A 12,316-nucleotide genomic window follows, 5' to 3' on the forward strand; every position below is an offset into this window, starting at 1 on the left:
GTTTCTTGGACTATCCCGAAACGTTAGGGAACGTGCCGTTCTTCGGGCCCGTTGTATTCGCTCAGGGGACGGATGAGGGAGTTGGAGGCCACCTGTTCCATGATGTGGGCGGTCCAGCCGGTGATGCGGCTGGCGACGAACAGCGGGGTGAACGTCTGGGTGTCGAATCCCATCAGGTGGTAGGTGGGGCCGGCCGGGTAGTCGAGGTTGGGCTTGATGGCCTTGGCCTCGTCCATGGCCTGCTCCAAGCCGTTGTACAGCCCAAGGAGTTCCGGGCGCCCGTAGTGGGCGATCATCTTGTCCAGGGCGGCCTTCATGGTGGGCACGCGGGAGTCGCCGTGCTTGTAGACACGATGCCCGAATCCCATGACTTTCTTTTTCTGGGCCAGGGCGTCTTCCATCCAGGCCCGGGCACGGGTGGCGGCTTCCTCAAGGGACTCTTCGCTGCGGATGCCGATTTCATCGAACGTGTGCATCACTGCCTCGTTCGCGCCACCGTGCAGCGGACCCTTCAAAGCGCCGATCGCGGCGGTCACCGCAGAGTGCAGGTCAGCGAGTGTGGAGGTGACTACGCGGGCGGTGAACGTGGAGGCGTTGAAGGAGTGCTCGGCGTACAGGATCATCGAGACGTTGAACGCCTCCACCACTTCGGGCACCTGTTCTTCGCCGAACGTCATCCAGAGGAAGTTGGCCGAGTAGTCCAGGTCCTCACGCGGTTCCACGGGTTCCTGGCCGCGGCGTCGGCGCTGGTCATAGGCAACCACGGAAGGCATGGCAGCCCAGAGGTCGATTGCCTTCTTCATGTTCGCTTCGGGTGATGAATCTTCAGCCAGTTCGTGCCGGGCGCCGAGTACGGACGCTGCCGTGCGGCACACATCCATGGGGTGGGCGCTGGTGGGCAGGGCGTCGACAACCTGTTTGACCACGGGGTCCAACGCGCGGCCGGCGCGTTCCCGGGCAGTAAATTCAGCCAGCTCAGCGTCGTTGGGCAGTTCGCCGTTCCACAGCAGGTACGCGACCTCTTCGAAGCTGCATTTGGCGGCCAGTTCCTGGACCGGATACCCGCGGTAGAGCAGCGAGTTGGTGTCCGGGTTGACCTTCGAGACGGCGGTGTAGTCCACCACGACTCCGGCAAGGCCTTTTTTGATGTCAACAGCTGCCATGCTGCTCTCCTTCGTTCATAATGCAGGCGCACCGGTGACTCCGGAGTGCCTGCGTTCCCCTTGATGAATCCGGTACCTAGCGGACGCCAGGAACCTGGAAGTTAAAAACGCCGGTATCGAATTGGTTGTATGCCTCGTAGTCGACGAGTTCGTAGAGGCGTGCACGCGTGAGCATGTTTTCCACTTCTGCCTCTTGGGTCCCCGCAGCCCTGATCGATTCCAGAGTACGCTCTGCTGCGCCCATGGCAATGCGGAGGAGCGTGACGGGGTAGATGACCATGTTCACGCCGACTCCTTGGAGTTGGTCCACGGTGAAGAGCTCGCTTTTGCCGAACTCTGTCATGTTGGCCAGGATGGGCACGTCCACGGCGTCGCGGATGGCCTGGAACTCGCTCAGATCGCGCATGGCTTCGGGGAAGATCGCGTCGGCGCCGGCGTCCACGAGTGCTTTGGCGCGGTCCTGGGCGGCCTGGATTCCTTCGACGGCGCGGATGTCGGTGCGGGCCATGATGTGGAAGTTCGGGTCGCGTCGGGCGTCTGCCGCGGCGCGGATGCGTTTGGTGGCTGTGTCGATGTCGACGACGTTCTTGCCGTCCAGGTGGCCGCAGCGTTTGGGGTTGAATTGGTCCTCGATGTGGCAGCCGGCCAGGCCCGCGTTTTCAAGTTCCTGGATGGTGCGGGCCACGTTCATGGGCTCACCGAAGCCGGTGTCCGCGTCCACCAGTGAGGGCAGGTCGGTCATACGGGCGATCTGCCCGGCGCGGGTGGCCACCTCGGTGAGGGTGGTCAGGCCGATGTCGGGCAGGCCGAGGTCGTTGGCCAGGACCGCGCCGGAGATGTAGACCCCGGCAAATCCCTTCTCCTCGATCAGCCGTGCCGAGAGCGGGTTGAACGCGCCCGGGAACTGCTGCACGGTCCCGGAGGCCAGCAGCTCCCGCAGCTTGATGCGTTTCTGTTCGGGCGTGACTTTGGAGTACAGCATTTAGAACAGTCCCTTCGGCGCTGCTTCGAGGTTGATGACGCCGGGGGCTGCGGTGATGTTGAGTTGGTCCAGTTCGCCTGGGCCGAGTTCGGTGACGCGTTCGACGGCGGTGAGGAACCTTTCGATTTCGGCGTCCTCCACGAGTCCGGCAGCGAGGGTGCGGAACTTGTTGATGTATTGCTCGCGGGCGAACGGCCGGGCACCGAGGGGGTGGGCGTCGGCCACGGCGATGTCGTCGGTGATGACTGTGCCGTCGTTGAGGGTAATTTCAACGGAACCGCCGAAGGCCTTCTCCGCGATGTCCAGGGAGTGGTACCGGCGGGTCCATTCGGGGTCTTCCACGGTGGTGACTTTGTGCCAGAGTTCCACGGTGTCCGGGCGTGCTGCGCGTTCGGGGGCGTAGGAGTGAACGTGGTGCCAGGCGCCGTCCTGCAGGGCGACGGTGAAGATATAGGGAATGGAGTGGTCCAGGGTTTCGCGGGACGCGGTGGGGGAGTACTTCTGGGGGTCGTTCGCGCCGGAACCAATCACGTAGTGCGTGTGGTGGCTGGTCTTGATGAGCACAGACTTTACGTTGGCCGGGTCCGTGGTTTCGGGGTGCTCGCGGTTCAGCTTGCGGGCGAGGTCGATCCACGCCTGGGCCTGGTACTCGGCGGAGTGTTCCTTGGTGTAAGTGTCCAGGATGGCGCGCTTGGCTTCACCGGGCAGGGGCAGCGGAACCTCGTAGGAGGCGTCCGGGCCATCCAGCATCCAGGCGATCACGCCGTCTTCGCCTTCATAGATCGGCACCGGGGAGGTCTGCCCACGCATGGAGCGGTCCACCGCTTCCACGGCCATCTTGCCTGCGAAGGCCGGGGCGTGGGCCTTCCAGGTGGAGATTTCGCCCTTGCGCGACTGGCGGGTGGCGGTGGTGGTGTGCAGGGCCTGGCCCACGGACTGGAAGATCGTCTCGACGTCCAGGCCCAGGAGGGTGCCGATGCCGGCTGCGGCGGAAGGGCCGAGGTGGGCCACATGGTCGATCTTGTGCTTGTGCAGGCAGATGGCCTTGACCAGGTTCACTTGGATCTCGTAGCCGGTGGCGATGGCGCGGACCAGGTCGGCGCCATCGGAGCCAACATGCTGGGCAACGGCAAGGATCGGCGGGATGTTGTCCCCGGGGTGGGAGTAGTCCGCGGCCAGGAACGTATCGTGGTAATCCAGTTCGCGCACGGCCACGCCGTTGGCCCAGGCGGCCCACTCCGGGGAGACCTGCTCCGTGATACCGAAGACAGCGGCACCGTTGCCGTTGGCGGACGCTGCGTGGGTCAGTGCCTGGGCCCGGGCGGCGACGATCGGTGCCCGGTTCAGCGAGGCGATGGCCACCGAGGCGTTGTCGATGATCCGGTTGATCACCATGTCCGTGACCTCCGGGGTTACCTCGACGGGGTCCGCGGCGACCACGGCGATCTTGTGCGCCAGCTGCTCCTCGCGCGGGAGGTTCTCTTCGGACTTGTAGACGCGGACGTGGTTGTTCTTGACCATGGTGCTCCTTCTAGTGAGGGGTGTGGGTGGCTTTGACGTGGGTGAGGCTGCGGTGCAAGTGGACTGTGGTGGCGGCCTCGGCCAGCCGTGGATTTCCCGCGGCGATGGCCTCGGCAATCGCGGCATGTTCTGCAGCTGCGGCATGAAGCCGGGATGCGTCATCGGCTGCCAGGCGGCGGACACGGACCAAATGGACGCGCAGGCTGCGCATGGCATTTGCCAGGTAAGAGTTGGAGATCGCGGCGTCAATGGCATCGTCCAGGCGGCTCACCAAGGCGTAGTACTCGTGCCGTGCCGGATCAGTCTCGCGAAGCAGTTCAGGGGCCAGCAGCAGTTGGGCATGCAGCTCGGCGAAGACACCGGGTTCCCCGCGCTGGGCAGCCAGGGCGGCGGCCCTCACTTCCAGGGTTTCGCGTAGTTCGAACAGTTCGTCGATGCTGTCCAGCGAGATATTGGTGACGACGACGCCGCGGCCGCCTGCCGCCGTCGTCAATCCTTCAGCGGTGAGCCGGCTCAGCGCCTCCCGGACCGGGGTGCGGGACACGCCGAGGCGTTCGGACTGCTCCACTTCCGCGAGGACCGTGCCCGGTCGCAGGCGCCATTCAATAATGTCTTCACGGAGGGTGTTGTAAGCCCGATCACTGGCGCGCATATTCTCAGTGTATACATGGATGGAGTGTTGAGGCACTAATGGTGGTAAGAATTCACTCTGTGTATACATTCAAGCCAGCGCGATGAAATACGCATTGAACGGGTCCTCCTCCAGTTCCTTCACCTCCACAGACCGGAAACCGGCATCCCGAAGCATGTCCGCAGCCCGCTCCCTACCCCAGACCGTGCCCAAGCCCTCGCCGCCCTGTCCCAGGGAGACGGCCATGCAGTGGAACGTAGAGATGGTGTACAGAAACGCCGCCCAGGGGAGGTGCACGTTCTCCTCAAGCCGGCTTGAAGCGTTGATGTCCACCATGAGGAAGGTTCCGCCCGGTTTGAGGGCAGCGTAGATGTTCCTCAGGACCTCTGCGGGATGGGCTTGGTCGTGGATAGCGTCGAAGGCTGTCACCAAGTGGAACGCCTCCCGAACTTCCAGGCGGCATACATCCTGGAGTTCGAAACGGACGTTGGTCAGTCCCAAGGATGAGGCCTCCGCCGTGGCGGTTGCCAACGCTTCGGGGGAGAAGTCGTACCCGGTAAAGGTGCTGCGAGGGAAAGTGGCCCCCATCAGATTCAGGGCATGGCCCTCGCCACAACCGATGTCGGCTACGGAAATTCCGCTGCGCAGTGCCCCCAGGCAGTCCGTTAGGGGGATAATCGCTTCCACCAGTGATGCATCGTTTACGGCGGCGCTTTCAGAAGCCATGATGTGATGGAATCGCGGGTAATCCTCGTAGCGTGTTCCGCCGCCCGCCCGGAACGCGTGGACGATCTTCGGGGCGACTTCTCCCATGAGCGGCACGTACTGCAGTGTTCGAGCGAGATTTTCGGTGCCGGCACCGGTGAGGACAGGAACGAATTCCGGACGCAGGAGATACGTTCCATCGACCGGTTGGTAGTCCACGAACCCGGCCGAGGTCATGCCGCCCAACCATTCCCTGACGTAGCGCTCGTTGAGGCCGGCGGCATCGGCAATGAGCCCACTTTGCGCCGCAGGAAGGGCAGACAGCGTCTCAAACAGGCCTGTTTGGTGACCTAGGGCCACCAAAAGGGCGATGGAAGAATCGTTCAGGATTCCGATTAACCGGCTGGTGGCCTGTTGGACGGCTTCCGCCGTCGTGGAAGCTTCCTGTTGCTCGGCCTGGGTATTGTTCATCGCTGGTCCTTGATGATCCGGGGTCGGCTTGTGCCGGCCGGTTGTCCGTACTTCAAGGTATGGCTGCCGAGGTGGCTGCCGCGTCCGGAAAATTATGCATTTTCCAGCTCTCCGTGGGCAAGAACATGCAGGCCTAAGCCCGGGGGCGCTCTGATATACCGTGGTGGCGCGCCCAGGCGGCAGCCGCGGTCCTCGAACTGACGCCGATCTTGGTGAAAATGTTCGCCAAGTGACGGCCGGCTGTTTTTTCGGAGATGGTGAGGGTTTGAGCTATTTCCCTGTTGCTGGAGCCGGACAGCACGCAGCCCAGTACTTCCCTTTCCCTGGCTGTCAGCCCATCGGGCCCGCGGTCAAGAGCCGGCATGGAAAACGGGGCAGCGCCGAGCTGTGTACGGATGGCGGCGGCAGTGGACCGCTCGGCCTCGGCCGCGCCGGACTCGCCGAGCGCCGCCCGGACGGATGACATCCGTTCATGGATCCGCGCCAGCTCGTAACGTAGATGCTGGGAGCGGTAGCCCTGAGCTGCCGCCTCGAACTCGGGCAGTGACTGGATCCAATGACCTTGGGCCATCAATACAGCGCCCCGGGCATGATGTGCCCAGGCAAGCAAGCCCGCCGTTCCGTAGTAAGCAGCAGTTCCTTCCAACTCGCAGCAATACACCTCGGCGCCTTGAGTGTCCCGGGGTGCAAGCAACTCCACGATCGGCAGCAGCAACCAAGCCCGTCCCAGGCGTCCTCTGTCTGCCAACGCTGCGCGAAGGTCCGTGAGTGCCTCATCGTGCCCACCGGCATCAGCCAGCAGCAAGGCCGAGCCTGGCTGAGCATCACTGCCCAATGCACGCGCCATGGCATACGCCGTCGCGGCACCGGACCGGTTTCCTTGCCGTCGCCGAATGTCGCCCAGTTCACAAAAGCAGTCCGCCGCGATCCAGGCATGAGCATGTCGAAGTCGCCCGCCGAGGTGCGCCAGTTCCTCCTCCGCCTGCTTCCAGCCACCTTCAGCACTGATCAGCTGCAGTTCGTGGACACGTACAATCCCCGAGTACATGAAGGACGTTGACAGCCCGGCGCACCAGGCGGCCAAAGCGTCAGTCCACGCCCTCATTCGTGAGTAGTCAGCCAATTCGTAGCAGAGATGGATGACGGAACAGTAAATATCGCCTCCCCACTCCGCGGACACGTGGCCGGCCATCACGGGTAGCAGAGCTTGGTCGAGGTCCTCAAAGCCGCGACGTGCCTGGCCATTGCGGACGGCAGCGAGACCGGACAACATCAACGCGAAACTTCCCAGCTCCGGAGCTTTCTGCCGGCTGTTCATGGCCGTCAGCTGGACGGAAGCAGCCAGGGCAGAGTCCGCATCACCTTCGAGGTAGATTGCGTCGTTGCCCTCCAGATACAGCAGATAGCCGTGTTCCGGAGACTCGGGAAGGCTGTCCAGCAATCGCCGCGCCCGGTTCAGCCACGCAGATGACACGGCGATGTTCCCGCGGACTCCCCACTGCAAGGACAACGTCAGGGCAGACTTAGCGGCGGCCTGGAGCTGTTTACCGGCCACCAAGCCGCGAAAGACGTCTTCGGACAGCGCCATGGACCCTTGAACGTCGCCGAGCCACCATGCGGAGCGTGCCAGGATTTCCTGGTCGTCCAGGCTCAGTGGGAATTCTTCAGCGGCACGTTCCATGGTCCGACGCGCAGCATCCCAGTCTCCGCGGGCAAATGCCGCGCGGGCTTCCGCCAACTGGTGCGGCGGTGGCGGTAGCGGGTGTCCGGGGAGCTGCTGTGGTGACATGGTTCTCCATAAGTCGCCACCAGCTTACCGCCGGGGCGCAAGGGAAGGGAGGGCCTACCCGCGGTTCCAGCCGTACTCGTTTTCCGGCCGGCCAGGGGTACCGTACCGGGGCGCCCTGGTGACTGTTCCGGCGTCGGCGAGGTATTCCAGATACCGGCGCGCGGTGACGCGGGACATGCCCAGGGCGTCCATGACTTCGCTTGCGGAAACCGCGTCCTGCCGCGCCCGCATCAGGTCTTTCACCGCTTCCAGGGTGGACCCCGAAAGGCCCTTCGGCAGCGGTAGTTCCGTCGGAGCGCGGAGACTGGCAAAGGCCTGGTCCACATCGCTTTGGGAGGCTCCCGACTTGGAGATTCCGGACAGGGAACCGGCCAGCTGCTCACGGAATGTCCGGTAGCTGCTGAGCTTGTCTGAGAACGTTGCATACGTGAAGGGCTTAATGAGGTACTGCACGACGCCGATGGATACGGCGCTGCGCACGATGTTCAGTTCCCGGACAGCCGTGATGGCAATGATGTCGGCAAAGACTCCCGCAGACCTCATGCGCCGGGCCACGTCGAGCCCGTGAAGGTCAGGCAGATTCATGTCCAGCAGGACCAAGTCCACGGGGGACCCCGATGCAGCGAACTCCCCAAGGATGCGCAGTGCAGACTGGCCGTCAGGGGCAGTGCCCACCAGCGAAAACCCGTCCAGGCGGCCGACGTAGACGGAGTGGGCGTCAGAAGCTATGGGCTCGTCCTCCACTACCAGGACACGGATGTCTGTCATGCCTTCTCTTCCTCGGGAACCGACGCGGGCAGCACTACATGGAATTGTGCTCCGCCGGGATTGCTGATGGTCATCGTACCGTTGAGCCGATCCACGGCCTGGCGAACCAGGGCCAGGCCAACGCCGCGCCCGTGGGAACCGCGCGGGTTTTTGTCCGGAGACTTCGTGCTGAAGCCGTACTGCAGGACGTCATCAATGGACTCCGGATTAATACCGCTCCCGGAGTCCCGGACCGTGAATTCGACGGCGGCAGGTCCGGCTTCCACGTCCAGCTCCACCTTCCGTGGGAAGTCACCGGCAGCCGCGGCATCAATCGCATTGTCCAGCAGGTTTCCGAGGATGGTCACCAGATCCTGGATCTCCAGGCCACGGACACCGGAGCTCCCTGACGTCCGGACCTCCAACTCCACCCCGCGTTCGTGGGCTTCTGCCGCCTTTCCCATCACCAAGGCGCTCATGACGGGCTCATCCACCGATGCCACCATGTCGTCGGTGAGTTGCTGGCTGAGTTCAAGATCCTTGGTGGCAAAGTCCAAGGCCTGGGGTGTGCGGCCAAGTTCCAGTAAGGAGACGATCATGTGGAGCCGGTTTGCGTGTTCATGTGTCTGCGCACGCAGCGCATCCGAGAGGGTTTTCATGGTCTGGAGTTCCGTGCCCAGGGATTCGATCTCGGTACGGTCGCGGATGGTGGCCACTGTGCCGTAGACGGCGGGTTTCTGTCGGCTGCGCTCAGGCACCGGCCCTACTGCGGGGGCCTGATTCACTACCAGGATCCGCGAACCGGTCAGGTGAATCTCGTCGTGTGCGGGCCTGCCGGATTCGAACAGCGCCCGCAGGCTGCCGTCGAACGGGAGATCAGCGAGTTTCGGGGCATCGTCAGGCGAGCGGTCGGCATCGGAAGGCTGCAGGCCCAGCAACTCGGCGGCCTGGTCGTTATACATCACCGCCTTGCCGTGGTTATCGATCAGGATCACACCCTCGCGGACGGAGTGCAGGACCGACTCATAGTAGGCGAAGAGCTGAGCCAACTGTTCCGGTCCCCAGCCCCGCGTTACCGATCTCAGATACCGTCCAAGGAGCCACGAAGCCACGGAGCCAAAGCTCAACACCACCAGGGCTATGCCTCCGATCACGCCCAGGCGCTCGGCCACATCCGTGTCTACTGTCCGGACGGTGACTCCCGCTGCCACCAGGGCTTTGACGGTCCCGTCGGCAGCTTTGACCGGTGCGATGGTTCGGACCGACGGACCCAAGGTGCCCGCGGTGACCTCTGTGAACGTCTCGCCCCGCAGCGCGGGCTCAATGGTTCCGATGTAGGGCTTGCCGAGCTCTTCAACCCTCGGGTGCGTCCAGCGCGTCCTGTCCGGAGCCATGATGGTGATGAAATCGGCATCAGCATCGTCCATGACGTCCAGCGCGTAGGGCTGCAGCGTAGTAGTGGGCTCCGCAGCTGAAGCCGCTTCCAGTACCAACGGATTGTCGGCTATGGATGTCGCCACGGCCAGCATTCGACCCCCGGCGTTGTCATAGGCCCTGTCCCGGGCTTCCACCACGGAAAAGGCTCCAAACACCGCCGTCAGGACCAGGACGAACAACAGGTTTGCCACAAACAATCTGCGGGCGATGCTCCAGCTGTGAAACACGTGGACCTCCATGACCAATATGACCGCAACGGTGATGTGTGTCACCAGCGGCTCAATGATGGATATCACACAAGGGCAGCGGATTGGACATCAGTGCAGGACCGCAGCGCCTTACACAGTATCCAAAGGAGAATCCCATGACCTCTCAACGAGGAGAGTCGGCAGTAGCTGCCAAAGTTGGACGCAAGGGGCTCGACAAGTCGCATTACTTGTACATCGCGGTCATCCTGGCCGTAGTACTCGGCGCCGTGGTCGGCTTGATGTTCCCCGAAGTTGGCAAGTCACTCAAGCCGCTCGGTGATGGCTTCATCAAGCTCATCAAGATGATGATCGCGCCGGTCATTTTCTGCACCATCGTCCTGGGCATCGGCTCCATCGCCAAGGCTGCCACCGTTGGCAAGGTGGGCGGCCTCGCCCTCGCTTACTTCGTGGCCATGTCAACCTTTGCCCTGGCCATCGGCCTCGTGGTGGGCAATCTCATCCACCCGGGTGAGGGACTCAAGCTGACGCCGTACGATCCCACCAAGAAGGCGGACACCAACAGCACTGTTGACTTCCTTCTGGGCATTATTCCCGGTGATATCCCGGTCCTGCCTACCCTGCTTGCCGCGATCCTGGTCGGTTTCGCCTTGCAGAAGATGGGCAAGCAGGGAGCCCCTATCCTCGCCGCGATCGGTCACGGTCAGCGCCTGGTCTTCCGCATCCTCATCATGATCATGTGGCTGGCCCCGGTAGGCGCGTTCGGTGCCATTGCCGCCGTCGTTGGTGCCACAGGCGCCCAGGCAATCCTCAGCATGTTCACCCTGATGCTGGCCTTCTATGTCACCTGCGCACTGTTCATCGTGGTCATCCTCGGCACCCTGCTCCGTGCCGTGGCCGGCGTCAACATCTTCAAGCTCATGAAGTACCTGGCCCGCGAGTACCTCCTGATCTTCTCCACTTCCTCCTCCGAAGCTGCGCTGCCCCGCCTGATCGCCAAGATGGAGCACCTGGGTGTCTCCAAGCCGGTAGTTGGCGTCACCGTTCCCACGGGCTACTCTTTCAACCTTGACGGCACGGCGATCTACCTGACCATGGCTTCGCTCTTCGTCGCCAACGCCATGGGCACCCCGCTGGATCTCGGCGCTCAGGTCTCCTTGTTGGTCTTCATGATCATCGCTTCAAAGGGTGCCGCCGGTGTCACAGGAGCCGGACTTGCAACCCTTGCCGCAGGTCTTCAGGCACACAAGCCGGAGCTCCTCGGCGGCGTGGGCATGATCGTTGGAATCGACCGCTTCATGTCCGAGGCCCGCGCCTTGACCAACTTCACCGGCAACGCAGTGGCAACCGTCCTGATCGGCACCTGGGTGAAGGAAATCGACAACGGACAGGTGGAGCGTGTCCTCTCCGGCAGCGAACCCTTCGATGAGCAGACCATGATCGCCCACGGCGGCGAAGAAGAGGCCGCCCCGGAAGCTGAAACCCGCGAAAAGGCAACCGTCTAACCCGGGCAGGGATCAACGCATCGCATCATGACGAAGGCCGGCACCTCTCCAGGTGCCGGCCTTCGGCATGTGGCCGCCAAAGGAACGGCAATGAAGGCAACCTTCTACCTCAGCTAGAGGGTCAAGGCTCAGGAACCGGACAAAGTCAAGTTCCCCAAATAACCGTGTCGGGCGCTGTAGCCTAGGTGGGTAGTAGCGCTGTAGCTGGGGGCCAGCGGCAGGGAAGATCGTCGTCGAAAGAGTGGTTAGATACGTGAGCATCGAACGAGGAACAGCTACGCTGGGAGGCACCGAGCTCGATCTGGAAGACGCCATCATGGGGCCGACAGGCCGCCCTTACCGCGAATTTCCGGAACCTGCTCCACTTGCTTCCCATGGCCCGGCGAGAGTCATTGCCATGGTCAACCAGAAAGGTGGCGTGGGTAAAACCACCTCCACCATCAATCTCGCGGCTGCGCTCGCCGAATACGGCCGGCGTGTCCTGCTGGTGGACTTTGATCCCCAGGGTGCGCTCTCCGCGGGTCTGGGCGCCAATCCGCACGAGCTCGACCTCACCGTGTACAACGTCCTGATGGACCGCAAAGTGAGCATCCGGGATGCCATCCAGCAGACCGGCGTCGAGGGCGTTGACCTTCTTCCCGCCAACATCGACCTCTCCGCCGCGGAAGTCCAACTCGTCAACGAGGTAGCACGCGAGCAGGTATTGGACCGCGCGCTCAAGAGCGTCGAGGACGATTACGATGTCGTCCTGATCGACTGCCAGCCGTCCCTGGGGCTGCTGACCGTCAATGCACTCACTGCCGCGCACGGCGTCATTATTCCGCTGATCTGTGAGTTCTTCGCTTTGCGGGCAGTGGCCCTCCTGGTGGAAACCATTGAAAAGGTCCAGGACCGCCTTAACCCGCGGCTGCAGGTGGACGGTGTCCTGGCTACCATGTATGACGCCCGCACCCTGCACAGCCGCGAAGTGATTTCACGCCTCGTGGAAGCCTTCGGCGACAAAGTCTTCGAGACCGTCATCAAGCGCTCCATCAAGTTCGCGGATGCGACCGTGGCCGCCGAGCCCATCACCAGTTATGCGGGCAACCACATTGGCGCCGACGCCTACCGCCGGCTTGCCAAGGAACTGATCTCGCGCGGCGGCGCGCCCTAGCCGACG

The 12,316-nt window shown here is 63.0% G+C and carries 10 protein-coding genes; 2 read left to right on the top strand and 8 right to left on the bottom strand.

The features are described from left to right. Window positions 1-23: 23 nt before the first annotated feature. The 8 genes from CGK93_RS08575 to CGK93_RS08610 all read right to left on the bottom strand — a co-directional run bounded on the left by CGK93_RS08575 (window position 24) and on the right by CGK93_RS08610 (window position 9,673). Window positions 24-1,163 carry a bifunctional 2-methylcitrate synthase/citrate synthase gene (locus CGK93_RS08575; protein ID WP_089594460.1) on the bottom strand — a complete coding sequence of 380 codons (1,140 nt, stop codon included), beginning with the start codon at window positions 1,161-1,163 and terminating at the stop codon, window positions 24-26. A gap of 76 nt (window positions 1,164-1,239) precedes the next feature. Continuing rightward, on the bottom strand, window positions 1,240-2,145 hold the full coding sequence (gene prpB / locus CGK93_RS08580) for a methylisocitrate lyase (protein ID WP_089594461.1): 906 nt from the start codon (window positions 2,143-2,145) through the stop codon (window positions 1,240-1,242). Next, window positions 2,146-3,666: an MmgE/PrpD family protein gene (locus CGK93_RS08585; RefSeq protein WP_089594462.1), complete on the bottom strand. Its 1,521-nt coding sequence runs from the start codon at window positions 3,664-3,666 to the stop codon at window positions 2,146-2,148. A 10-nt stretch (window positions 3,667-3,676) separates the two neighbouring features. Then, window positions 3,677-4,318 (bottom strand): GntR family transcriptional regulator, encoded by a 642-nt coding sequence (locus CGK93_RS08590; protein WP_089594463.1) that lies wholly within the window; start codon window positions 4,316-4,318, stop codon window positions 3,677-3,679. Between the two features lie 69 nt (window positions 4,319-4,387). Next, on the bottom strand, window positions 4,388-5,473 hold the full coding sequence (locus CGK93_RS08595) for a class I SAM-dependent methyltransferase (protein ID WP_089594464.1): 1,086 nt from the start codon (window positions 5,471-5,473) through the stop codon (window positions 4,388-4,390). Window positions 5,474-5,606: 133 nt separating this feature from the next. Next, a complete protein-coding gene (locus tag CGK93_RS08600) occupies window positions 5,607-7,262 on the bottom strand; it encodes a helix-turn-helix domain-containing protein (RefSeq protein ID WP_089594465.1) in 1,656 nt (551 codons plus the stop codon). A gap of 54 nt (window positions 7,263-7,316) precedes the next feature. After that, a complete protein-coding gene (locus CGK93_RS08605; protein WP_089594466.1) occupies window positions 7,317-8,030 on the bottom strand; it encodes a response regulator in 714 nt (237 codons plus the stop codon). Next, entirely contained in the window at window positions 8,027-9,673 is a 1,647-nt protein-coding gene (locus tag CGK93_RS08610) for a sensor histidine kinase (protein ID WP_089597312.1), read from the bottom strand. Before CGK93_RS08610 ends, CGK93_RS08605 begins: the two co-directional genes overlap by 4 nt. A gap of 137 nt (window positions 9,674-9,810) precedes the next feature. On the opposite strand from CGK93_RS08610, the gene CGK93_RS08615 reads away from it, so the two are divergent. Both CGK93_RS08615 and CGK93_RS08620 read left to right on the top strand, forming a co-directional pair. Then, on the top strand, window positions 9,811-11,157 hold the full coding sequence (locus CGK93_RS08615) for a cation:dicarboxylate symporter family transporter (protein WP_089594467.1): 1,347 nt from the start codon (window positions 9,811-9,813) through the stop codon (window positions 11,155-11,157). A gap of 253 nt (window positions 11,158-11,410) precedes the next feature. Continuing rightward, on the top strand, window positions 11,411-12,310 hold the full coding sequence (locus CGK93_RS08620; RefSeq protein WP_089594468.1) for a ParA family protein: 900 nt from the start codon (window positions 11,411-11,413) through the stop codon (window positions 12,308-12,310). Window positions 12,311-12,316: the final 6 nt, after the last annotated feature.

The organism is Arthrobacter sp. YN (assembly GCF_002224285.1).
Classification (GTDB): Bacteria; Actinomycetota; Actinomycetes; order Actinomycetales; family Micrococcaceae; genus Arthrobacter.